23 protein-coding genes and 1 pseudogene are annotated in these 21,729 nt (G+C 65.9%); 9 read left to right on the forward strand and 15 right to left on the reverse strand.

The window, feature by feature from the left end; all coding sequences use genetic code 11:
* Positions 1 to 9: 9 nt before the first annotated feature.
* Positions 10 to 522, forward strand: coding sequence for a hypothetical protein (locus FDZ84_RS16085; RefSeq protein WP_168586578.1), 513 nt, complete (start codon positions 10 to 12; stop codon positions 520 to 522).
* Here FDZ84_RS16085 and FDZ84_RS16090 read toward each other — a convergent pair.
* Positions 519 to 1,802, reverse strand: coding sequence for an IS256 family transposase (locus tag FDZ84_RS16090; protein WP_168586579.1), 1,284 nt, complete (start codon positions 1,800 to 1,802; stop codon positions 519 to 521). The two genes, FDZ84_RS16085 and FDZ84_RS16090, sit on opposite strands and share 4 nt — an antisense overlap.
* Positions 1,803 to 2,627: 825 nt before the next feature.
* Between FDZ84_RS16090 and FDZ84_RS16095 the strand changes: the two genes are divergently transcribed.
* Positions 2,628 to 4,226 carry a reverse transcriptase/maturase family protein gene (locus FDZ84_RS16095; protein WP_246869175.1) on the forward strand — a complete coding sequence of 533 codons (1,599 nt, stop codon included), beginning with the start codon at positions 2,628 to 2,630 and terminating at the stop codon, positions 4,224 to 4,226.
* Positions 4,227 to 4,694: 468 nt separating this feature from the next.
* Here FDZ84_RS16095 and FDZ84_RS40665 read toward each other — a convergent pair.
* Positions 4,695 to 4,919: pseudogene (locus FDZ84_RS40665) on the reverse strand (hypothetical protein); the annotation flags it as partial.
* Between the two features lie 133 nt (positions 4,920 to 5,052).
* On the opposite strand from FDZ84_RS40665, the gene FDZ84_RS16105 reads away from it, so the two are divergent.
* Positions 5,053 to 6,696, forward strand: coding sequence for an ISAzo13 family transposase (locus FDZ84_RS16105; RefSeq protein ID WP_168586580.1), 1,644 nt, complete (start codon positions 5,053 to 5,055; stop codon positions 6,694 to 6,696).
* 222 nt (positions 6,697 to 6,918) lie between these two features.
* Here the strand turns inward: FDZ84_RS16105 and FDZ84_RS16110 are convergent, their stop codons facing one another.
* The gene (locus FDZ84_RS16110; RefSeq protein ID WP_168586581.1) at positions 6,919 to 7,359 is read right to left on the reverse strand and encodes an NUDIX domain-containing protein; all 441 of its coding nucleotides are present in this window, start codon (positions 7,357 to 7,359) and stop codon (positions 6,919 to 6,921) included.
* A 5-nt stretch (positions 7,360 to 7,364) separates the two neighbouring features.
* Between FDZ84_RS16110 and FDZ84_RS16115 the strand changes: the two genes are divergently transcribed.
* A complete protein-coding gene (locus FDZ84_RS16115) occupies positions 7,365 to 7,787 on the forward strand; it encodes a hypothetical protein (protein WP_168586582.1) in 423 nt (140 codons plus the stop codon).
* A gap of 169 nt (positions 7,788 to 7,956) precedes the next feature.
* On the opposite strand, the gene FDZ84_RS16120 is transcribed toward FDZ84_RS16115, so the two are convergent.
* From FDZ84_RS16120 to FDZ84_RS16175, 12 genes are all read right to left on the reverse strand, one after another.
* Positions 7,957 to 8,469, reverse strand: a complete 513-nt coding sequence (locus FDZ84_RS16120) for a RadC family protein (RefSeq protein WP_168586583.1) — start codon at positions 8,467 to 8,469, stop codon at positions 7,957 to 7,959.
* A gap of 231 nt (positions 8,470 to 8,700) precedes the next feature.
* Positions 8,701 to 9,549, reverse strand: coding sequence for an ABC transporter ATP-binding protein (locus FDZ84_RS16125; RefSeq protein WP_168586584.1), 849 nt, complete (start codon positions 9,547 to 9,549; stop codon positions 8,701 to 8,703).
* Positions 9,546 to 9,947 (reverse strand): GntR family transcriptional regulator, encoded by a 402-nt coding sequence (locus FDZ84_RS16130; RefSeq protein WP_168586585.1) that lies wholly within the window; start codon positions 9,945 to 9,947, stop codon positions 9,546 to 9,548. Before FDZ84_RS16130 ends, FDZ84_RS16125 begins: the two co-directional genes overlap by 4 nt.
* Before the next feature lie 55 nt (positions 9,948 to 10,002).
* Positions 10,003 to 10,950 carry a hypothetical protein gene (locus FDZ84_RS16135; protein WP_168586586.1) on the reverse strand — a complete coding sequence of 316 codons (948 nt, stop codon included), beginning with the start codon at positions 10,948 to 10,950 and terminating at the stop codon, positions 10,003 to 10,005.
* Complete coding sequence (locus tag FDZ84_RS16140; RefSeq protein ID WP_168586587.1) at positions 10,947 to 11,822, reverse strand: ABC transporter ATP-binding protein; 876 nt, start codon at positions 11,820 to 11,822, stop codon at positions 10,947 to 10,949. The genes FDZ84_RS16135 and FDZ84_RS16140 overlap by 4 nt, the downstream gene beginning before the upstream one ends.
* A 272-nt stretch (positions 11,823 to 12,094) precedes the next feature.
* Positions 12,095 to 13,600, reverse strand: a complete 1,506-nt coding sequence (locus FDZ84_RS38900; RefSeq protein ID WP_246869038.1) for a hypothetical protein — start codon at positions 13,598 to 13,600, stop codon at positions 12,095 to 12,097.
* A gap of 21 nt (positions 13,601 to 13,621) precedes the next feature.
* Positions 13,622 to 13,981: a hypothetical protein gene (locus FDZ84_RS16150; RefSeq protein ID WP_168586588.1), complete on the reverse strand. Its 360-nt coding sequence runs from the start codon at positions 13,979 to 13,981 to the stop codon at positions 13,622 to 13,624.
* Between the two features lie 3 nt (positions 13,982 to 13,984).
* Positions 13,985 to 15,571, reverse strand: coding sequence for a hypothetical protein (locus tag FDZ84_RS16155; RefSeq protein ID WP_168586589.1), 1,587 nt, complete (start codon positions 15,569 to 15,571; stop codon positions 13,985 to 13,987).
* A complete protein-coding gene (locus FDZ84_RS16160; protein ID WP_168586590.1) occupies positions 15,568 to 15,774 on the reverse strand; it encodes a hypothetical protein in 207 nt (68 codons plus the stop codon). Before FDZ84_RS16160 ends, FDZ84_RS16155 begins: the two co-directional genes overlap by 4 nt.
* A gap of 5 nt (positions 15,775 to 15,779) precedes the next feature.
* Positions 15,780 to 16,457, reverse strand: coding sequence for a VWA domain-containing protein (locus FDZ84_RS16165; RefSeq protein ID WP_210435587.1), 678 nt, complete (start codon positions 16,455 to 16,457; stop codon positions 15,780 to 15,782).
* A 229-nt stretch (positions 16,458 to 16,686) separates the two neighbouring features.
* The gene (locus FDZ84_RS16170; RefSeq protein ID WP_168586591.1) at positions 16,687 to 17,784 is read right to left on the reverse strand and encodes a hypothetical protein; all 1,098 of its coding nucleotides are present in this window, start codon (positions 17,782 to 17,784) and stop codon (positions 16,687 to 16,689) included.
* The gene (locus tag FDZ84_RS16175) at positions 17,772 to 18,878 is read right to left on the reverse strand and encodes a protein phosphatase 2C domain-containing protein (protein ID WP_168586592.1); all 1,107 of its coding nucleotides are present in this window, start codon (positions 18,876 to 18,878) and stop codon (positions 17,772 to 17,774) included. The genes FDZ84_RS16170 and FDZ84_RS16175 overlap by 13 nt, the downstream gene beginning before the upstream one ends.
* A 1,133-nt stretch (positions 18,879 to 20,011) precedes the next feature.
* On the opposite strand from FDZ84_RS16175, the gene FDZ84_RS16180 reads away from it, so the two are divergent.
* The 5 genes from FDZ84_RS16180 to FDZ84_RS38910 all read left to right on the forward strand — a co-directional run bounded on the left by FDZ84_RS16180 (position 20,012) and on the right by FDZ84_RS38910 (position 21,723).
* Positions 20,012 to 20,212 carry a hypothetical protein gene (locus FDZ84_RS16180; RefSeq protein ID WP_168586593.1) on the forward strand — a complete coding sequence of 67 codons (201 nt, stop codon included), beginning with the start codon at positions 20,012 to 20,014 and terminating at the stop codon, positions 20,210 to 20,212.
* A gap of 36 nt (positions 20,213 to 20,248) precedes the next feature.
* Positions 20,249 to 20,557 carry a YbaB/EbfC family nucleoid-associated protein gene (locus tag FDZ84_RS16185; protein ID WP_168586594.1) on the forward strand — a complete coding sequence of 103 codons (309 nt, stop codon included), beginning with the start codon at positions 20,249 to 20,251 and terminating at the stop codon, positions 20,555 to 20,557.
* 6 nt (positions 20,558 to 20,563) lie between these two features.
* Positions 20,564 to 20,866 carry a hypothetical protein gene (locus tag FDZ84_RS16190; RefSeq protein ID WP_168586595.1) on the forward strand — a complete coding sequence of 101 codons (303 nt, stop codon included), beginning with the start codon at positions 20,564 to 20,566 and terminating at the stop codon, positions 20,864 to 20,866.
* Between the two features lie 101 nt (positions 20,867 to 20,967).
* The gene (locus FDZ84_RS38905; RefSeq protein ID WP_246869039.1) at positions 20,968 to 21,168 is read left to right on the forward strand and encodes a hypothetical protein; all 201 of its coding nucleotides are present in this window, start codon (positions 20,968 to 20,970) and stop codon (positions 21,166 to 21,168) included.
* Positions 21,169 to 21,216: 48 nt separating this feature from the next.
* Entirely contained in the window at positions 21,217 to 21,723 is a 507-nt protein-coding gene (locus tag FDZ84_RS38910) for a toxin glutamine deamidase domain-containing protein (RefSeq protein ID WP_246869040.1), read from the forward strand.
* Positions 21,724 to 21,729: the final 6 nt, after the last annotated feature.

Below are 21,729 nucleotides of genomic sequence, written 5' to 3' on the forward strand. Positions count from 1 at the left end.
AACGCCGGGATGGTTGTCGGGACCGAGTTCAGCGCCGACTTCGAAGACCTCATGGCAGCCGACGAAGACGACGAATGGGCAAAACGGCTCCGTCGCCGCGGCCACGAAGTCGGACGGCCGATCTTCACCGACGAACTGGAGAAATGCCGGGATCTCGCGGCCGAGCTCAACGGGGTCGAGACGGCGCTGCAGCCGGTGGAGATCAGGGTTCAAAGCCAGGCGGTAACCAAGCGCAAGGCGTACGGCGTCGACGGGCACGATTTCCTGAGCAGCTTCATCGTCGACGACCTGGCGAAAGTGGCGGAACGAGCCGAAACCGGCGCCATCGGCGGCGCACTCGAGAAATACTTGCGACCGGACGCCGCGCTGGATACCTCGCGCCGCGTCGACGTGCAGAAGAACCTAGACACAGTCCAGCGGGCCACGGCACCGGATCAGGTACCACTCGGCCGATGGCCGGAAAAAGTCCAAGTACCCGTTGGCGCGAGGAATTGTCAATACCTGTGGATCAAGATTGTTTAGGCGGCGGTGGGTGGGGCGTGGTCGTCGGGGCGTTCGACGAGTTTGCCGCCCTCGAAGCGTGCTCCGGCGCGTACCAGGGCGACGAGTTCGGGTGCGTTGACCGCGCGCCAGCGGGCCTGGGCTGACTCGATCAGTTTGAACGCCATCGCCAGGCCAGCCGCCCGCGAGCCCGGCCCTTTGGTGATCTTGGTCCGGTGACGCACCGTCGCGAACGTCGATTCGATGGGATTTGTCGTGCGCAAATGCACCCAATGCTGCGCGGGAAAGTCATAGAAGGCCAGCAGCTCGTCGACATCGTCGGTGATCTTGGCGACGGCTTTGGGGAACTTCGCCCCGTAGGCAGCCTCGAACGCCTTCACCGCGTCCAGGGCGTGCCGGCGGTCCTCGGCGTTCCAGATCTCCGCCAGGGCCTTCTTCGCCCCGGGATGCGCCGATTTCGGCAACGCGGCAAGCACGTTGCCGATCTTGTGAAACCAGCAGCGCTGCTCCCGGGTGCCGGGGAAGACCTCGCGCAGCGCGCCCCAGAACCCCAGCGCTCCGTCGCCGACGGCCAGCACCGGCGCGCGCATCCCGCGGCGTTTGCAGTCACGCAGCAGATCGGCCCAGGACTCGGTGGACTCGCGGTAGCCGTCGGCCAGCGCGACGAGTTCTTTCCGGCCGTCAGCACGCACGCCGATCATGACCAGCAGGCAGAGTTTGTGTTCTTCCAAGCGGATGTTGATGTGGATTCCGTCCGCCCACAAATACACGTAGTCCACTTCGGACAGATTGCGTTCGGTGAACACGCGGTGTTCGGTCTTCCACTGCTCGGTCAGTTTCGTGATCACTGCGGCGGATAAGCCCTTGCTGCTGCCGAGGAACTGCCCGAGTGCGGGCACGAAGTCCCCGCTGGACAGGCCGTGCAGGTACAGCAGCGGCAGCACTTCGGTGATCTTCGGGGTCTTGCGCGCCCACGGTGGCAGGATCGCGGAGGAAAACCGCATCCGCTCGCCGGTGGCCGGGTCGGTTCGCTTGTCGTTGACCCGTGGCGCGGTGACCTCCACGGCGCCAGCGCTGGTGAGGACTTCGCGGGGCTGGTGAGAGCCGTTGCGGACCACCAGCCGGTGGCCACGCTCGTCGCGGGCCTCGGCGAACTGCGCGAGGTAGGCGTCTACCTCGGCCTGTAACGCCTCGGCCAGCATCCGGCGGGCACCCTCGCGCACGATCTCGTCGATCAACGACGCGGAATCCGTGGAAGGGCGGTCATCACGGGAGTCGGGGTCAGGGGCTACGCTGAGCATCGGGTCGTACCTTCCCGACCGACGCGCCAACGTCGGCCATGCTTGGAACCTTCATCCGATCACTGGGAAGGTACGCCCCTTCCCAGCCGATCCACAGGTCTCCAGCATTCCCTGCGCCACGAGGTGCAGTGTCGTATCGCCCGCGCAGCGGGCAGAGATTGGAGGTATATCTCTGGATCTGATGCCTAACCTTGATCCGAAAGGAAAGACGGGGACAGTAGCATGGCAGAAAACCGGCGGTCATGCCCAGGCGTATGGGATGACGCGCCGAGGGATCCGCGCGATACGGTGAAAGCTAGACTGCCTGAATCCCAATCTCCAGAAGGTGCAATTGGAACACCCGTTGGAAAGACGCCTGAAACCAACGCCGCCCCCTACAGCAGGATGAGGAATGGCCTGTCGTAATCCTCTGGGGCACGGGGCGATGCCGGATAACGGTATTCAAGGAGATGAGTGGGGCACCTAAGTCGCGCTAGAACGTATGGCACTGACAAACGTGGGATCGCCTAAGGGACGCGAGTCCTATGGTGACAGAGGAGCCGTAGTAGTCGCAGGAGTAACGACCTGCCAGGGAGGGCGGGGAAGGCCCGTCCACAGGGCGAAGGGTTCCAGGTGATCGGACATCAACAACACCGAAAGGCATGCGTAATGCAAACCGCCGCAACGGTGCTGGACGTCCTCCACGATCGTGGCAGGAGAGGTCTGCCGTGCGATGAACTGTATCGCCAGATGTTCAACAAGGAACTGTACTTGCTGGCCTACGGGAACATCTACGCCAACCAGGGCGCGATGACATCCGGGGCCACGGACGAGACCGTGGACGGCATGTCCGGGGAGAAAATCGACGCCATCATCGAGGCGATGCGCCACGAGCGCTATCGATTCGCTCCCGCCCGACGGGTTTTCATCCCGAAGAAGAACGGGAAGTTGCGCCCGTTGGGACTGCCGACATGGTCGGACAAACTCGTTGGCGAAGTGGTGCGTCTCCTGCTGGAAGCCTACTACGAGCCGACGTTCTCCGACCGCTCACACGGATTCCGCCGGAAACGGGGATGCCACACCGCGCTACGCGAAGTGGAACACACCTGGACCGGCACCGTGTGGTTCATCGAGGGCGACATCGCTGACTGTTTCGGCAGTTTGGATCACGAAATAATGATCAAGATCCTTGCGGAGAAGCTCCACGATAACCGGTTTCTCCGGCTTGTTCGTAACATGCTCAAAGCCGGGTACCTTGAAGACTGGGAACACCACGACAACCTAAGCGGAGTTCCGCAAGGTGGTGTGGCATCTCCCGTCCTCTCGAATATCTACCTGAACAAACTGGACGAGTTCGTCGAGAAAATCCTTATCCCGCAGTACACCCGAGGACAACGCCGACGGCGCAACCCTGAATACTCGCGGGTAAAGCTCCAACGGCAAGAGGCGCGCACGCGCGGCGACCGTGACACAACGCGGGAACTGACCAAGCAACTGCGCACCTTACCCTCGGGTGATCCTCTGGACCCCGGATACCGGCGGCTACGGTATTGCCGCTACGCCGACGACCACATCCTGGGGTTCATCGGACCGAAGGCCGAAGCCGAGGCCATCAAAGACGAGCTGGCCAGGTTCCTGCGCGACGACCTCGCGTTGGACCTCAACGCCGACAAGACGCTCATCACCCATGCCCGCACCCACGCGGCACGATTCCTCGGCTACGAGATCACCGTCCAGCACTCCGACAGCAAGCTCACCAACGGCCGACGATCGGCCAACGGAGCGATCGCGCTGCGCGTGCCCCGCGATGTGATCAAGGCCCACTGCGCCCCCTACCGGCGCCACGGCAAACCCTGGCACCGCCCGGCCATGCAGAACCTGCACGACTACGACATCGTGCGAACCTATGCGGCCGAATATCGGGGAGTAGTCAACTACTACCTTCTTGCCCTCGACGTCTGGCGACTCCACACGCTGCACTGGAACGCGCAGACGTCCATGCTGAAGACCCTGGCGGCCAAGCACAAGTCCACGGTCATGAAGATGGCGGCCCGGCACCGGGCCAAGATCGTGACACCATATGGGCTACGCACGTGCTTCGAAGCTCGGCTTCACCGTGACGGCAAGCAAGACCTGGTAGCACGGTTCGGCGGGATACCGCTCACACGGAACAAAAGCGCGGTCATCGTCGACCGTGCCCCAGCCCGGGTTCCCTACCCGCGCAAGGAGATCGTCAACCGGCTCGTGCGGAGCAGGTGCGAGCTGTGTGAGACTACTGGCCCCGTGGTGGTTCACCACGTCGCCAAACTCGCCCGGCTCGGCCAACCCGGACCCGACCAACCAGCATGGGCGGCGATCATGGCAACCAAACGACGGAAGACCCTCGTAGTCTGCCAACTCTGCCATGACGCCATCCACGCCACTCCTAGCCCGACCGCGGCATAGTCACTGGAGAGCCACGTGCATCGAAAGATGCCCGCGTGGTTCGGAGGGAGGCTGCACGAAAAGGACCAGGCTCACCGCGAACCCGGCACCTCACGTGCAGCCCACCCTGTTCCAGCTCGCAGTCGGCTCGGCTCTGAGCATGCAGGGCCACGCGGCGCTTTTCGGGGTCAACGGCTCACCGGGAACCGGGAAGACCACGATGTTGCGCGATCTCATCGCTGCACTCGTGGTGCAGCGCGCCTGCCGCCTCGCTGACCTGACGCGTCCCGAGGACGCTTTCACCGACCAGAAGTACACGTGGAAGACCGGTGACTGGACTCGGGTGGTCCACGAGTGGATACCGGAACTGACCGGGTTCGAGATCGCGGTGGTCTCGTCGAACAACGGCGCCGTCGAGAACGTGACCCACGAGATTCCCGCTGCCGACTCCATCGACGACGCCTGGCGCGAGGCCGTCGCGGAGCTGGACTACTTCCCGTCCATCGCCTCGGCACTGCTGACCGTCGACGAGGAGGACAACGACGTCGAGGACGACGAGCCGGCCTCGCCCGAACAGGCGTGGGCGTTGATCGCGGCGCGTCTGGGCAACAAGCGCAACCGCAGCAGCTTCGTGGACGCGGTGCCGTGCATGCGACACTCCCAGGTCGGCGGCACGTCAGCGTCGCCGGAGAACGGCACCGCGAACTTGTGGCTCTGGGGACAGGAGTACTGGACCGTCCGACATGGGGCCGCACCCTGATTTCCAGGTCTGGAAAGACTGGTGTGATGCTAAGGGACTGCCGGGGAACAAGACGTAACATCCCGGGTTTTTGAAATATATTGTGGTATGGGCGATTTTGTGGTGACCGAGGCGGAGCTTGCGGCGAAGTTCTCGGTGGTGCTGCCGCATCTGGATGAGCGGCAGCGTCGGTTGGTGTTGGGGGCCGAGGCGCGGATGCTGGGCCACGGTGGTGGCAGGGTGGTGGCGCGGGCAGCGGGTGTGCGTGAAGCGACGGTGTCTCGCGGGGTGACCGAGCTGGAATCGGGTGCGCCGCCGGTGGGTCGGGTCCGCCGGCCCGGTGGTGGCCGTAAGCGGGTGGCCGAGATCGATCCCGGGCTGGTCCCGGCGTTGTTGGCGCTGGTCGAACCCGACGAGCGTGGTGATCCGGAGTCGCCGTTGCGGTGGACGACGCGCTCGACCCGTAACCTCGCCGCGGCGTTGTGCGACCAGGGTCACCAAGTCTCCGCCGATGTGGTGGCCGACCTGCTGCGCGAGCAGGGGTTCAGTTTGCAGGCGAATGCGAAAACCCTGGAGGGCAAACAGAACCCGGATCGCGATGCTCAGTTCCGGTACATCAACGACCAGGTCAAAACTCATCAGGACGCCGGTGAACCGGTGGTCAGCGTCGATACCAAGAAAAAGGAACTCATCGGTCAGTTCGCCAACGCCGGGCGCGAATGGTGCCGCAAGGGTGACCCGGTACAGGTCAACACCCATGATTTCCCCAGTTCGGCGGTGGGCAAGGCGATTCCGTACGGGATCTATGACCCCACCAGCAACGCCGGGTGGGTCAACGTCGGCACCGACCACGACACCGCCACGTTCGCCGTGGCATCGCTGCGCCGCTGGTGGGTCAGCAGCGGCGTAACCGCCTACCCCGAGGCGACGCACCTGCTGATCACCGCCGATGCAGGCGGATCCAACAGCTACCGCACCCGCGCCTGGAAAACCGAGCTCGCCGCGCTCGCCGCCGAGATCGGCCTGCAGATCACCGTCTGTCATTTCCCGCCAGGCACCAGCAAATGGAACGCCATCGAGCACCGCTTGTTCTCCCATATCTCCACCAACTGGCGCGGACGTCCCTTGATCAGCCACGACGTCATCATCAACACGATCGCCGCGACCACCACCCGCACCGGGCTGAGCGTGGCAGCGCACCTCGATACCGGCACTTACCCGACCGGCGTCACCGTCAGCGACGAACAACTCGCCGCCGTGCCGATCACCCGTCATGACTGGCACGGCGAATGGAACTACACCATCAGCCCCGAACCCCTCACCTCCACGCCAGAATCGGGCACCAGCGACACCACCACCACCTCGACCGGGCGGCAACGCGACGACCTTCTCTGGCTCCACGCCCCCGAACTGACCGGCCTCCCACCCGGCCGACTCGACCAGCTCGTCACCGCGCTCACCCCCAAAGACCAAGCCGGCCGCCGTGCCCGGGCAAACGGCCGCCACCCCGCCACCTCCCTCGCCGACCGGATCGCCATCACCCTGCAGAAACAACGCTTTTCCACACCCCTGACCGTCCTCGCCGAACTCATCGGAATCAGCCCAGCCGCCATAGCCAAAGCCATCAAACGCACCCACGCGCTCCTCGACGACACCGACCACCTGCCCGAACCGACAGCAACCACCCTCACCACCGCCGCAGACATACACGAATTCATCTCCGGTGCAACCGGATTCACCCGCGAACGCTGAAGATTGCGTGTTAATAATCTCCAGTCCCTTAGAGATCGCGGCACAGCATTACCTGGAAGGGATCGTCGCCAAGCACCTGACCTCACGCTACGCACCCTACCAACGCTGCCCTTGCCGAAAACCGCATCCGTTGCAGGTCATGCTGCGCAGTGCTACTCGTGGCTCATCTCGCTGTCTGGTCGGCTCGAACCGGAGTTGGTCCGAGCCGACCAGAAGGATTTGTCAGGTGTTCGTCCGGTGAGTGTGCTGGGTGATCACGGTGGCGACGCTGACCGGAAGAGTATCGGTCGGGATGGCCCAGGTGTGGGCGTCGTGTTCGCTCAGCCGCACCTCGTTGTCGTGGGTGACGGTGACGGACCAGGCGTGCTGACGGGTTCGTTTGCCGCTGCCGGAGGTGTAGTCGAAGGCACCGAGGTAGCCGGTGATGGCTTTGATGGTAAGTCCGGTTTCCTCGAGAACTTCGCGGTGCAGGGCGGTGGTGAGGTCTTCGCCAGGTTCGGTTTTGCCGGAGGGAAGTTCCCAGGTGCCGCCGCGGAAGTCGTTGCGCGGTCGCTGTAGGAGGAGGATCTGTCCGTTGTGGTCGATGACGGCACCGACGACTTGCTGCTGGATGCCGTCAGCGATGTCTTGGCGGGTGAGGTCATTGACGTCGGGCAGGCTCATGCCGGGTGGGCCTCCTTGAGGTCGCGGTAGTTGCTGATCACTTTCGCGAACGCCTGAAGGTAGAGGTCTGCGAGGTCGTCATTGTCGTGGGGGACAGGAAGTTTAAGGGTGTGGCGGTGGAGGTGTTCGGCGCGGGGGAACTGACCGGGGCGGTAACGCGGCCATCCTTTTTTCTGCGGCAGGGTGTAGAAGACGGCTACCTTGCGCCCTATCGGCTCAGGAGAGTCGTGCTCAGCCCGGATGCGGACGGGTGGGAACCGGATCCGGGGCAGCTTGACCGCTTCGGCAGGGCGATTCCGGAGGGCCGGTACAGTACAAGGGATTTCGAACGTATCGTCCGGCTTCTCGCCAGGACGGGCTTGGCGGCGAGGCACATTACCCGACTGCTCCAGCGAGATCCGACTGCGCGAATTTGTATCTTGACGTAGCGCAGGAGCGCAGAACTACAAATTTGGTTGAGTTTCAGCGAGCTTCCCGACATCGCCGAGCAGCGCCGCATCGCTACGCGCCTGGATAAGATCGATTCGGTTCGAGGTCTTGCAAATAGGATTTCTGTCCTGTCGGAGGCTCTCCTCCCCGCCGCTCGCAACGAGGTCTTCAGCTCGATGCGGTGATGCTGCGCCACTGGTCGCCCGAAACGACTACGTGGTCCAGGAAGCGAAGCCCCACTTCGGCGGCGGCGCGCCGGATCCGGTCGGTCACGGCGATGTCTTCCCGGCTCGGTTCCGGTGATCCGCTGGGGTGGTTGTGGGCGAGGGCAAACGCCACGGCGTCGTGCCGGAGTGCGAGCGAAAGAACTTCGGGCACCGGCACGATGCTGGACGTCGCGCTACCGGTGGCGACTGTCAGTACTCGATGTATCCGGTGGCGGTCGTCGAGGATCAGCAGCACCTGCTCGGTTCTCGCCCGTCCGATGCGCGGAGCGGCGACCGCGGCGATATCGGCGGACGTTCGCACCTCGGGGAGATCTCCGCTCGTTCGAACCCGATTTGCCAGCGCGAAGGCGGTGACCAGACGGCACGCCTTGGCGAGACCGATTCCGGTGTGTCTCGACAGCTCGTCGGCCTCGGCGCGAGCGAGCCCTTCGACTCCGCCGAAATCCAGCAACAACCGCGTGGCCAGCTCGGCGACCGCCCCTCCGGATCCGCAGGTTCTCTGACCGGCTCGGGCGCAAGCGGCTCTACCTCGGCGGGGTGGGCGCCACCGGCGCGTTCGCCTTTCCGTTCTTCTTGTTGCTGGACACCCGGAGCACCGTGCTGATCTGGGCCGCCATGATCGTCGGGCTGTCCATCGGCAGCACGGCCGGGCGCTCAGAACGGGAACGCCCGACCGGCGCGGTGATCAGCGACTGCCCTGCCGAGCCCGTAGGTAGTCCGTCACGAGCCCTTCGAGCTCCGGCCGCTGCCCCTCCCAGCCCGCCGCGAGCGAGCCGGGGGTGCGCACAAGCGAGCGCTGCTGCCGGCCCGTTCGCCTCGTGTGGATCATCGTGCCGGTGACCGAGGATCCGTCGTCGGCCGGGCCGATGACGTCGAGGTGGTCGTCGAGGATCTCCTCGATATCACCGTTGAGCAGCACCTGCCCGGCGTGCAGCAGCATGAGGTGATCGCACACGTCGCGCAGTTCGCCGAGCGAGTGCGAGGACAGCACCACCGTCATCCCGCGCTCGGCGACATCGGTCATCACCAGCCGGAGAAAGTCCTCCCGGGCGAGCGGATCTAGATCCGACATCGGCTCGTCGAGCAGCAGCAGCTTCGGCAGCCGGCCGAGGCTGAGCGCGAGCGCGAGCTGGGTGCGCATGCCCTGCGACAACGAACTGACGCGGCTGCTGCGATCCATCTCCGGGTGCGCGGCCAGGGCCTCCTCCACCCGTTCCGGCGACCACCGCTGGTTCACGGCGCCCACCGTCCGGATCATCTCCGCGATGGTGAAGTCCTTGTACAGCGGGCGATGCTGCGGCAGGTACGCCGCGTCCGGGTGCAGGCGCCCGCGCACCTCGTCACCGAACACCCGCACCTGCCCGGCCGACGGCCGGATCAGTCCGGCTGCCAGCCCGAGAAAGGTGCTTTTGCCCCCGCTGTTCGCGCCGACCAGCCCGATGACCTTTCCCTCGGGCAGTTCGACGGTGCAGTCCCGGAGCGCCTGCTTCCGGCCGTAGCTTTTGGACAACCCGGTGGTGCGCAACACGCTCATGATGCGTTCGGCCCCTCGACGTGGAAATGCTCGTCTCGGACGGCAACATAGACCGCGTCGATGGCCTCAACGGCGAGACCACCGCTCTTCGCGCGGCTCATCCAGTCCTCCAGATCGCGTCGCAACGGTGCTTCGACGGCGGTCAGCTCGCTCGCCAGCGAACGCGTCACGAAGGTTCCCACCCCGCGCCTGGCCTCGACCAGTCCCTCGCGTTCGAGTTCGCGGTACGCCTTGAGCACCGTGTTCGGATTGACCGCCGTCGCCTCCACCACCTCACGCGCCGTGGGCAGCCGATCACCGGGCCCCAGCAGGCCCAACCGCATGGCCTGTTTGACCTGCTGGATGATCTGGACGTACGTGGAGACCCCGGAACGACGGTCGATCCGGAACTCGATCATACGGCCCAGCATAATCCTCCCCGCTCATCCGAGCGCGGAACCCGGCGCCGCCGGATCAGTGCTGCCGTTGCAGCGTCCACGCGGTTCCCACCAGCAGCAAGACCGCGGCGAGGCCGAACACGGCGAACTCGGCCAGCTGCAGCCCCGGTGCCGCGGACTCGTGGATCACGTCGGTGAACTGCCCGACCACACCGCCCGGGTAACAGACGTTCGATCCGCAGGGCACCTGGTTCACCGCGGTGTAGGGCACCTCCTGCCCGGCCGACCCGAGGTAGCCACTGTTCACCACCATGATCCCGTTCACATCGGGATTGGCGCTGCCCGACAGGTCGGACGTGGTGAAGCGCTGCACCGGCAAGAAGTTCAGGTGGACGCTGCTCACCGCGACGCGCAACGCGACCAGCGTGCCGAGCGTGGTGCACGCGGCCATCACCGAACGCCGCATGACCGCGCCCAGCAACGCACCCACCGCGAAGCTGAACAGCAGGTGCGCGACCGGCATCGGCCCGGTGGTGCCGAAGGGCAGCCAGTAGAACGGGCTGCTCCGCAACGGGCCCAGCATTCCGGCGGCCGCCACCCACCGGTCGACCAGCAACTGGAGCACCACCAGCACGACGGCAGACGGCAGCAGCAAGATCGCCACCTTGGTGATCATCCAGCGGAGCCGGCTGACGGACTGGGTGAAGGCGAGCACGTGCGTGCCGTGCTCGATCTCCCGGGCGAACAGCGGCGCGGCGCAGAACACACCCAGCAGCACCGGGAACGCGAAGACCACCCCCTGTCCGACCTTGAGCAGATCGAACCATTCCTCCTGGAACTCCACCCGCGCTTGAGCGCAGTCGGCGGTCCTCTCGCGGACCGACATGCACGCCTGCAGGCCGTACTCCTCGATGTCACCGGTCATGCTGGCATGCAGCACCAGCACGGTCGCACTACCGAGCAGCAGCAGGGCTGCCAGGGTTATCAGCTGTGCGCGATGTTGCCGCCAGGCCACCCAGATCACGCCGCCACCTCCGCGTTGTCCTCGTTGTTGCGCATGTAGGCCAGCGCGATGTCGTTGAGCCGGGGCGCGTGCTCGCGCCACCCAGATGCTGTCACCGGCCCGCTCCGCTTGGTGATCAGGACCTGCTCCTGCCCGGAGTGCGCGCTGTCGACGACCTCACCCGGCGCAACGGGCAGCTGTCCGGCTCCCCGCAGAACGCGGTGCCCCGCCACGAGATCGGCGACCGGCCCGTCCAATCGCACCCGGCCGTTGCCCAGCAGCACCAGGTGGTCGCAGACCGCTTCGAGTTCTTCCAGCACGTGCGAGGACAGCAGGATCCCGATGCCGTGCTGCCGGGATTCCTCCTGCAGCGTGCGCAGAGTCGCCTGCCGGGCGAGCGGGTCCAGCTCGGCCAGGGGCTCATCGAGCATCAGCAGACCGGGGCGCTTGCCCAGCGCCAGCACGAGCGCCACCCTGGTGCGCTGCCCGCCGGAGAGCTTGCCGACCTTGGCGTCGAACGGCACCTCCGCCGCGCGGACGAGCTGCTCCGCGTACGCCTGGTCCCAGCGGGTGTTCAGCCGCGCGGCGAAGCGCAGCGTCTCCGACACGGTCAGGCCGGGGTAGAGCGGCTTCTGCTGGGTCACGTAGGCCACTTCCTCAGGCGCACCGGTTCCGCTGGGCCGCCGCCCGAACACCTCGATGTCGCCCTCGGTCGGCTTGAGCAGACCGGCGGTCAGACCCATCAGAGTGCTCTTGCCCGCCCCGTTGTGGCCGACCAGCGCGACCACCCGGTTCGGGGGCAACGACAGCGAACAACCGCGCAGTGCCCACCTGCGGCGGTATCTCTTGGCCAGCTGGTGCGTCCGAACCGCGGGCACCTCTCCTGCGCTCATGATCGCCCTTCCCAGTCAAATGACTCTTTCACCAGTTATCTAGTGAAAGAGTACACCGGGCGGGAGCGCGTTGTTCGCCGAACCGCCGAATCCCCGACCGGTCCCCGCGGATCGGAAGCGGCAATCCCCTTCGCCACCAGCGGGATCGACGTCCGTGGCGGAGCACCCTCCGCCGCGCGCACCGGCGGACACGGCAGCCGGACGGCCCAGAATCGTTGTGTGGTGGGGACGTCTCCCCCAGCGTCCTGGTCCGGTGGAAGGGCGTTGCTGCATCAGGTGGGGTAGGTGAAGCAGACCCGGGAGGAGCCCTCGTCGGCCAGCATGGACCAGTAGGTGTTGGGATCGGAGGAACTCTGCGAACATGACGTGCTTGGGTTTTCTTCGACGCTGGAGACGACGAGGATGGTGTTGTAAGAGCTGGGGATGCTGGTCGCGTAACAGTCCACCGCGGTGTTCGTCCCTATGGACATGCGGTCACTGTCGTCTTTCTCGGCGAGGATGCAGTACCGCGGCACCCATACACGGTCGAGGCAGAGCGTGGCAGTTTCTCCTGAGCTGCCGGTGTAGCTCCACGGAACGTAATCGCTGGAGGCGCTGTAGCACTGATCCCTGCTGAGGGTGGTACTGATGACCTTGAATACCCCGGCGTAATCGGAGTTGCAGGGAACAGTGTCGGGCGGCACCGACCGGTTCCACCTGTTGCCGTTTCCCGTCTGGTAAATGGGCAGGCAACTTCCCTTCGGGACCGCCTGGAAGGCTTCCTCCGTGGGGTCGGCTGTCCTCGTAGGCTCTTCTGGGTAGCTGGTTTCGTCCTCGTCGGTATCCGTGGTTTTGTCGCGCGTGTAGGTGCTTTTCGTTGTGGTGTCGGTGGTTTCGGTACTCGACTCGGCTGACGATCCGGTGGACGACTCTTGCTGGCCGACGCCGATGATGAGCGCGAGGAGTACGCCGATGGCCAGGACCGCTCCGACCACGGCCGCCATCCGGAACGGGCTCGGATCGTCCGGGGCCTGGCTCGGCTGCGGCGGCGTGACCTGCGTGACCGGTGCCGCGGGAGGTTCGAGCAGCGCCAGTGCCTCGGGCGCGGTGGGCCGCTGGGCGGGATCCGTGGCGCGCAACCGCGCGATCAGTGGCCCGAGCTCACCGGCGTCCCCCGCCGCGAAGCCGGGAGATGACGGTGGGGCGCCCTTGAGCGCGAAATGCAGCGTCGTGCCGAGCGAGAAAAGGTCACCGGGAGCCAGCGCCTGCTGCTCGTGGTTCCGCTCTGGTGCGCGGTAGGCCTGCTCGTCGGCGGGTGCGCCGAAACCGGTGAGCAGGGCCTCGCCGTCGCCTGCCAGCCGCACGGTGGCGGGCGAGAGGGCGCCGTGCGTGATCCCTGCCCCGTGCGCGGCGGCCAGCGCCTTGAGGAGATCAGTGGCCACCGGCCTGACGGTCTCGGTGGCCAGCGGCCCGTAGGTCGATACGTCTTCGGCGAGCGTGCGGCCCTCGACCAGCCGGGTCGCGGACCACAGGACGTCGTCGGCGGCGACCACGTCATCGACGAAGACGAGGTTCGGGCAGGCACGCAGCGCGGCGGTCTGGCGCCGCTCGCGTTCGGTGCGCTCCCGATCGAACCGCGTGGCGTACTCGGCCGCTTCCTGCGCCGAGGGCAACCGGGTCCACTCGAGGGACACGTCCGTGCCGCTGTCCTCGTCGCGCGCCCGCCAGCGGTGCCCGGAGCCGAGCACAAGCCGGTAGCGTCCGCCGATGAGCTCGCCTGACTCCGCCTGGTGCGCCATGTTCTTCCGGCCTCTTCCCGATCAGGACAGCAGCGAGCCCACGGCGTCCTGCGCGTTCTGCACCGCGGTGGCAAGGTCGCCCACCTGTGTCACGGCGGACGAGATTTTCCTCAGCAACCCCAGAATCCTCGACTTGTCGGGGCTGTCGTTGTTGATCTCCTCCTCGAGTTGCTCGGCGTCGGCCACCACGTCGTCGCTGTCGATCTCGCCGCCGTTGCGCGCCGTCCGCAGTGCCGCGAGCAGTTCACGGACCTGTTCCTGAAGGTCCCGCAGTTCTTGCGAGCCGCCCGCGGAGACGGCCTGCGCCCCGATCCCGACGGCCACCGCGTCCGCGTTGAAGCTGCCCGAACCGCTGATGTTGATTCCGTAGTTGTCCCTCATAGGTCATCCCTGCCTCTTGGTCGGCGTCGCCGTCCGGGCGGCGCGGGTGACCGTCCTGGCGATCGCGTTGGTGCCCGCAGCGACGCTCATCGCGTCCAGCTTTCCGTGTCCTGTCACGTAAATGCCGTTATTCAGAATCGTGGTCTGCCGCTCGCTGAGATCGCTGGTTTCGACGTTGTGGTCGGCCAGGAACTCCTCCAGCGCGTCCATGACCCGGCGCTCGGCGAGCTTGGCGTACATCTCCTTATCGAGCTGCTGGAAGTACCGGTGGTAGCGGTTATCGGCGGCCTCCTCGCGCAGACTCATCGTGGCCCCGTAGTTGAAGGTCCGGTCCTGCGTGATCTCACGAGCCTCGCGCCGCGACTTCAAAACCCGCGTCAGTGGCGAGACGAGACCCGCCCAAACGCGTTGCCCACCCCCGAAGACAGCGGGAACGAGCCTGATCAGGCTCATCGCAGCGAGCCGGCCCAACTGCCTGAAGGTCGGGCTGCTCAGCAGCCGGTCCACCTCCTGGTAGCGCCGTTTCACCGGCGGCAGCAGCGAGTAGTTCGCCTCGACGAACAGCAGATCCTTCTGCGGCGACAGCGCGAACCGCAGGAACATCGTCACCACGAGCTCGCCGCTCCAGCCGGTCACGCGCACGGTCAGATAGGGACGCGCCCTGCTATTAGGATCGTCGTGCAGTCGTCCGAGCACGGCCTCGTCGACGCGCGATGCCGGGGCGGCCAGTTCGTTGGGCAGGATCGCCTGTTGCACCGAGGGCTCGAATCCGTGCAGTAGGTCGAGGCCGCTGACGAACACCCGGTCCTCGACCAGGACGCCGGGCAAACCGATCCCGCGGACCGAGTCCGCGACGAAGTCGCGTAACTCCTGCACGGTGAACTCGACGATGTCCTTGCCTTCCTCCGCCTTGGCCACGTTCAGGGTGAACGACCAGTTGCCGAAGGTGATTCCGTAGCCGGCGAACGGCGCGTAGTCGGCGAAGACCGTGAGATTTCCCCGGTCTCTGGCCGCGATGTCGGCCAGCCGCGCCGCGGTGCGTCCGCGGGTCGGTGCGGGGGCGTTCGCCGGATCGAAAGCGTTGCGCCGCAGCTGTGCCGAGAGAATTCCATAGTGGGTCGACAGGGTTTCGATGAACATGACCGCCCACCCGGCGAAGAGCACCAGCAGGGCCCACCCCGGCTGCGGGCTCGCCAGAACCCCGAGGCCGATCAGCCCGAGGAGCACGATCAGCACATCGCGGGTCAGTTGTCTTCGCCGTGCGGCCAGCCCGTATTTGAGCACCGTGACGAGGTCGACTCCCGGGGAGGACGCGACCGCCCGGTAGTCCTCATCGAGGATGTTCTGGAGGGCCTTGTCGTTGAGCCCCGGATCCAGCTGCAGCGCGGCACAGAGGTAGCGCGTCGCGTCGCGGGCGAAGCCCGTCCCGGGAGCGACGCGCGGCGCTGTTCCCAGTCCGGTGGCGGTCGGCGTCGGCTGCGTGATGGTCGTCTGGGCGCCGCCGGAGAGGTCGATGACCCGCTTGCGACCGCAGTGCGCGCACAGCACGAAGTTGGCCTCGTTGTCGAAGCCGCAGTGATGGCAATTCATCTGGTCACCTCCGGACCGTTCGGTGATGTTCGCGGGTCGACGGGAGTCTCCGGCGGGTGCTGCCGCACCTCGTGACCGGGCACGGGCGGTCGCTCTTCGGTCCCGGGCACCCGCGCGGCGATCGACGCGACGGCGGCGGCCACGACACAGAGCGATGCCGCGCCGAGCAACACGGCGGAACGGTCCCAGCGCTTTGACGTCATCGGCATCAGTCCATGTACTCGACGGGGATAGTCCGGTATCCCTCGGCCACGGTCGGGATCTGCATCTCCTCGCTGCGAGAGGAGGCCACGAGCGAGTTCAGCAGGCTGTTGATCGCCTGGCTGAGGGCTTCGTCATTCCTCGTCCCCGGCTCGGCGTAGAAGGCCGCCTTGGTGGCGACCTTGCTCAGCACCTCGCTCTGCACCGAGCCGAATCCGTAGGTGATCACATGCGGATGCCGGTTCCAGGCCGGGTCCACGAGCCTGCGGAAGGCGGCTTCCCATCCCGGTTCGGTGGGCTGCCCGTCGGTGAGGAAGAACATCGCGGGCCGCAGCACCGCCTTGCCCTGTGCGTTGAGCGCGGGGACGTCCACGTCGATCCGCTGACGTACGAGGTCGAACGCCGCGCGGTAGTCGGTCTGGCCGTTGCACACCACGTCGGGCATGACCGGGATCTTCTCCATGTCCGTCATCTCGATCACGACCTGCGCCGATGAGGAGAACGCGATGATCGACATCAGGGCGAACTCGGACACTCTGGGACTTCCGGCCAGCTTCCGGTGCAGCTGCGCGAGCGTCTGGTTCAGCGTCTCCTGGTACGGGGTCATCGAGTAGGAGGCGTCGATCACGACGTAGGTCGGCAGGCACTTCTGCTTCATCGTGTAGGGGGATTGGCCATCGGCCACGGGCGTCTCCTTTTAGAGCCTGTTGGTGAATGGACTGGGTGTTTGGTCGCTTAGCGGAACCTGAGAGGTTTCCTGGACTGCGGGTGCCCCTCCTGATGTATGTCCAATACGCGCGGAGGGGCCGTCCTCGCCAGAAAACCTCTCAGAACCCGCCGATGGTCGTCTTGGCAAGGTGAATGCAAGCGGCTCCGCCGCTTCCAAGGCGCGGACGGCATTCGCCGACAGGCTCTTACACATTGTTCGCGATAAGCACGATCGTGATCAACAGCACCACTATGACGAAGAAGGCCACGATGAACACGGTTTCCCGCTGGGGTCCGCCCGGTTCGCCGTTGCCTGCGCTCGATGTCGTGGCGGGCGTGTTCCAGTTGACGTTCTTTCCCGGGGTGCCGCCCACGACGCTGGTCGAGGGCACCGACGGCGGTCGGGCCGGGATCGGGCTTCTCGCCGGAGGCGATCCGAAGCGGGCGTACAGGCCGCCCGCGAGGACGGTGCCGAGTTCGGCCATCGAGGGACGCCGCTCGCGGTCCTCGCTGAGCAGGATGTCGAGCAGAACCTCCCGCAGCCCGCGGTTGCCCAGCCCGTCCGACTCGGCCAGGTCGTTGAGGGCGACGGCCAGATCCCGTTGCCCGGTAAGACAACGGGTGACGAGCAGGGCGACACGGAACCGGTCGGTGCAGGCGTCGGCCTTGTTCGGCCGCTGGGTGAGCGGGTCGTCCCAGTTGGGCTGGACGATGTTCGGGACAGGGCCGGGACCGCACCCGTCGATGTCGATCACGAACACCGATGCGTCGTCATGGCACCAGAAGGCGTTGGAGTAGGACCAGTCGGAGTAGACGAGCTTGTGGCGCTCCAGGACCTCCGCCACGAGCACCAGGTTCCGGCAGATCCGCAGCCGGTCAGATCTGCTTGGCACCCGGAGCTTTTGCCGCGCGAACGAGTCGGTTGTCCTCGCGAGCGTGTCGATTTCGCGGAACCCCTCCGCGCTGTCCTGGCGGAATCTGTCCGGGGCGGCCGGGATCACGCACCCGTGCGCCGGGTTGTCCCCCTTGGTGATGCGGGCCACCGGCCAGGATGTGCTGGTGCCCAGCGTTGTGGAGTCATCGGCGGTGATGCCGCCAGGCAGCGCGATCAGCTCGTCCAGCCGGGTCGCCTCGCTGTGGTCGCCGGGTGTTCTGTAAAGCTTGGCGAGCCAACCGGGGCGGTCTTCGATGGGGTGGATGCCCGTGCTCTGGCCCGCTCCGGCGCTGATCGTTTTCTTCAACGGCTCCAGATCGTCCAGTGTGACCACAGCGGGCAGCGGCCAGGTGCCCGTCATCTCGGCCATCTCGCCTCCCGGGAGTCCGCGCCCACCCAGATGGCCACCGCGGTGCGGTCGTCGATGAACCTTTCCGCGTCGTAGCTGACGTCGTTGACGAACGAGGTGGACGGCGGCGGATTGGCCCATTTCCTTGCGAAGTACCCGTTCGCTTCGCCGAGCGTGGCCAGCGCGTCGCCGACGCCGTCGGTCATCAGGCCCACCATGGTGCCGTTCTGCAGCCGGATGCTCCTGCTGGTGACCGCCAGCGGGCTGTCCGGGAGCACGTGGGCCACCGCGTTCGACTCCATCCCCTCCTTGGTGCGTTTGTCGTCGCCTGCCACGAAGGTCCACGTGCCGTCCCGCAACGTCCACACCGATGCGTCCCCGACCCACGCGACCCACATCTCCCGCTCGCCGGGAGCCGGGCAAGCCGGGATCACGGCGGTGACCAGGGCGGCGCAGATGTCGGAATCACGCAGGTGCCGGGACGTGGCGGTGTCCGCCATCTGCGCGGCAACCCCGCTGAAAATCTCTGTCGCGGCGAGGTTTTTAAGGTCCGGCGCGGCGTTCAGCCAATCCCGCAGCACGTTGGTAGCCGCGCTGACCGCTACGGTCGCACCAAGCTCCGCGAACCTGCTGCTGGACACGCCGTCCGCGACCGCGACGATGAGGTACCGCCCGTTGTCGTCCCGCCCGAGCCGGTAGGCGTCCTGGCGGGGCACGACGGGCTCCTCACAGCGATGCCCCGGACCGACGACGGACGCCGCGCGCACCGCGAGGTCGCCGAGTTGGGCCTCGTCCGCGGCGATCCCGGGATAGACCGTGTGGGCGGACAACAACCACGGCAGCGCCTGTGCCTTCGAGCCTCTACCGAACCTCGGCGGGACCGGGACGCCCTCGACCCGCACCGGTGGCCGCTCGCGCACCGGGGCTGCCGGTCGCGGAGGAATCCGCTCGCGCACCACGATTTCCGGGGATTTTGGGACTTCTCCCGGTTCGCCCCACAGAACCAGGCCGCCCATGATCGCACCCGGCAGCGCCAGCGCGTCGACCACGAGCCGGTAAAGCCACTGTGCCGGCGCGAAATACAGTTCCAGAAGCGCCGCGACGATCACCAGCACCGCCAACCATGTACGAGGTGTTCTGATGACTTGGCCCATTCTTGTCCTATAGCCATTCCGCACTGTGAAACCCAGGAGATACGGGTCACGGTAGTGGACGACCATGATCGCTGGGCGCTCTTTCTTGATGTTCGTCCAGCCGGCCCAATCGGGATGGCGCCTCTCTGGTGAACATGCGCGCAAGGTCGTCGATCGCTGCGGGCAACCTGTCCGGCCAGTTCACCGCACCTGCGGCGCGTTGACGAGCTTGTTCAAGGAGCGATCGGCCGCTGCAACAAGTCGTGGACCGGCAGTGCGTCGGAGGCGATGACGCAGGAGTCCTCGCCGTTCCGGAATGTCGTGCAGCAGTCCGAAGAGCTCTCGGCAGCGCTGGCCAAAGGCGTGGAAGACCAAGGCGGGCACTTCAGTCGCACGAAGAACACGATGCCGGCACCCCACAACGTGCCACCGCTGGATCTCGGATTCAGCGACCTGGCACCGACCAACCTCGGGATGAAACTGGCCGGCCAGGAGATTCACGAGGCCAAGCACAACGAGGCCGAGCAGAAGGCGCGCGAGGACTACACCGCGTACCGGACGTCGTCCAACAGCACCGTGCAGTCACTACAGCCGTACCATGCCGTTCCGGCCTCCGTGGCCGATATCGGCGTCGCGGAAACGCATCGGCTGAACTCGGTTGACCTGAGCACCAGCTATACCGGCACCGGCAAGACCTCTCCAGTTGGTTCCAGCTCTTCCGTCACCAGTGGCGATGGGGCAGGCCAAACTTCGCCTGGAAACCCAGGGGAATCGTTGCAGCCAGTTCAGCCGGATGCGCCTTCCGAGTCTGGCTCTGCCTGGGCAAAGCCCACGTCTCCAACGCCTGGAATTCCTGCACCGCCAGCTGCCGGAACGCCGACTCCTGGTGGCATTGGAATCGGCATCGTTCCCGGAACGGGAGCAACACCAGGAACGGGAACCGGCCGTGGTGCCGGCGGAATCGGCTCTGGCAACCGCGGTGGCAGCGGCCCAGGTGTCCGTAGCGGACCTGGAGTCGGCGGGCGTGGCGGTTTCGGTCCCGGCGGTTCGTCGGCGCGGCGCTCGGTAGCACTGGCGGTACCGGGTCCGGCGGTGCGCGCGGCGGATCGGGCGCAGTGGGCACGGCCGGAGCCGGCCAGCGCGGCCAGAGTGACGAAGACCAGGAACACGAGCGCAAATACATCCGCAACACCGACGAGCACTTCGGGTTCAGCGGTGAGATCGACCCGAACACCGGTCATGCCGTCGCACCTCCGGTGATTGGCGATGCGGACGCAGATTCCGATGAGACGCCTAACGAGGACGACATCGCGTAGGCGCTCGTAGCGAGCTCGCAGGAACTGGAGGTTGTCGTGTCAGAAATTCCCGACATCGAGGCGATGTTGGCGGAGTTGGACGAGAAGATGAACACTGTGCAGGCGCTGCGGGATGAGGCCGTAGCAAGCACCTACACGGGCTCGTCGGCGGACCAGGCCGTGGTCGCACGGGTCGACGGGCTTGGGGCGATTCAGGATTTGTCGATACCTGACGCGGAGCTTCGCTCCAATCACCCATCGGCTTTGGGAGGAAAGATCCTGGAGGCGATCAATTCTGCACGCGCGCAGGCGGTCGATGACTCCAACGCGAAGATGATCGAGGCCCTTCCGGGCTTTGGGAGCTGAGAGACCGTGCCAAAGTACGCATCAGAACGCATTGCTGAAGAGCTGGTCCGCGCGCAGGACCGCTACAACCAGGCGGTGCAGCAGTCGCAGGAGCTGGGCGAGAAGCAAGTAGTGGTCGACCTCGAAGACGAACTCGGTCAGCTCGTGCTGACCGCGTACGGACAGGTTGTCGACGTGCGGCTGAGGGCCGACGAGCTTCGGAACGCCGACGGACGACACCTGGCCGAAGTCGTTATGAGGCGCTGCAACAGGAGCAGGCTAGCCGCTAGCCGGCTTCGCGAACCCGAGGAATCGAAGGGCTGGCTCTGATCTGATGAGCGATTACACCGTTGTCCCACAGGCCCTTCGATGGTTTGGCGGGTGAGGGGCGGAGTGGCGGGAGCGGGCTCGCGGAGCGGGCACGCTCCTGGTTGCACGATACCTATGGGCAGCGTGTGGCGCTGAGGGATGAGGAGGCGATCTTCTCGACGGAGCGGATGGCGTTCTTCGGTTGCCGCTATGTGGAGTCTGATGAGCCGATGTTGGCGGCGACGGACTGTGTGCCGCTGGATGGGGCGGATCCGTTTCCCGCGTCTCATGCCGGTCCGCTGGATGAGGCTCTCAATGTGTGACGGTCCGAGCCGGGGGTGCGGCGTTGGCGGGTCAACGCACGGAACTGTGTGATCGCGACCGATGCTGCGGTGAATTGCCGGCTTGCCTCGGCGCTGCCGTGGGATCCGGCCGGTGAGACGCCGGGCTGGTGGGATCGGATGCTGGCGACGTATTTCCCCGATGCCGAGGTTGTGACCTGCGCTACGTGGGCGGATGCGAGCAGTACCATTGTGGACGGGGGCGTGGGGACTCGGGCCGTGGTGTGGTTGCGTCGCCAGTTTGGCGGGCGTGAACTGGCTGGTCACTTGCTGTATGCGGATTATGTGGATGACGCTGTGGTCTTTCTCGACGGTCTACGCGGGACCGTCGCTGAGCAGAATGACGCCGAGGTGGCTGAGCTTGTGGTGGCGCGTTTCCGCCGTCGGCAAGGTGATTCGGTCGGTGGGCTGTTGCCGTGGGAGGTCGCGGTGGACGAATTCGCTGGGGCTGTTGAAAAGGTGGAGGCGTGGTTGGTGTACCGCTGTGACGGCGAGGTGGGCTTGTCGAGTTCCGTGTCATGCGCTTTGGCTCGTTAGTACGAA

Source organism: Saccharopolyspora sp. ASAGF58 (assembly GCF_012277335.1).
Lineage (GTDB): Bacteria > Actinomycetota > Actinomycetes > Mycobacteriales > Pseudonocardiaceae > Saccharopolyspora > Saccharopolyspora hattusasensis.

What these genes read in the sequence shown, in the direction of transcription:
- FDZ84_RS16085 (WP_168586578.1), top strand. Translation starts at nt 10, where the DNA reads ATGGTTGTCGGGACCGAGTTCAGCGCCGACTTCGAAGACCTCATGGCA.
- FDZ84_RS16090 (WP_168586579.1), bottom strand. Translation starts at nt 1,802, where the DNA reads ATGCTCAGCGTAGCCCCTGACCCCGACTCCCGTGATGACCGCCCTTCC.
- FDZ84_RS16095 (WP_246869175.1), top strand. Translation starts at nt 2,628, where the DNA reads ATGTCCGGGGAGAAAATCGACGCCATCATCGAGGCGATGCGCCACGAG.
- FDZ84_RS16105 (WP_168586580.1), top strand. Translation starts at nt 5,053, where the DNA reads ATGGGCGATTTTGTGGTGACCGAGGCGGAGCTTGCGGCGAAGTTCTCG.
- FDZ84_RS16110 (WP_168586581.1), bottom strand. Translation starts at nt 7,359, where the DNA reads ATGAGCCTGCCCGACGTCAATGACCTCACCCGCCAAGACATCGCTGAC.
- FDZ84_RS16125 (WP_168586584.1), bottom strand. Translation starts at nt 9,549, where the DNA reads ATGAGCGTGTTGCGCACCACCGGGTTGTCCAAAAGCTACGGCCGGAAG.
- FDZ84_RS16130 (WP_168586585.1), bottom strand. Translation starts at nt 9,947, where the DNA reads ATGATCGAGTTCCGGATCGACCGTCGTTCCGGGGTCTCCACGTACGTC.
- FDZ84_RS16140 (WP_168586587.1), bottom strand. Translation starts at nt 11,822, where the DNA reads ATGAGCGCAGGAGAGGTGCCCGCGGTTCGGACGCACCAGCTGGCCAAG.
- FDZ84_RS38900 (WP_246869038.1), bottom strand. Translation starts at nt 13,600, where the DNA reads ATGGCGCACCAGGCGGAGTCAGGCGAGCTCATCGGCGGACGCTACCGG.
- FDZ84_RS16150 (WP_168586588.1), bottom strand. Translation starts at nt 13,981, where the DNA reads ATGAGGGACAACTACGGAATCAACATCAGCGGTTCGGGCAGCTTCAAC.
- FDZ84_RS16155 (WP_168586589.1), bottom strand. Translation starts at nt 15,571, where the DNA reads ATGAATTGCCATCACTGCGGCTTCGACAACGAGGCCAACTTCGTGCTG.
- FDZ84_RS16160 (WP_168586590.1), bottom strand. Translation starts at nt 15,774, where the DNA reads ATGACGTCAAAGCGCTGGGACCGTTCCGCCGTGTTGCTCGGCGCGGCA.
- FDZ84_RS16170 (WP_168586591.1), bottom strand. Translation starts at nt 17,784, where the DNA reads ATGGCCGAGATGACGGGCACCTGGCCGCTGCCCGCTGTGGTCACACTG.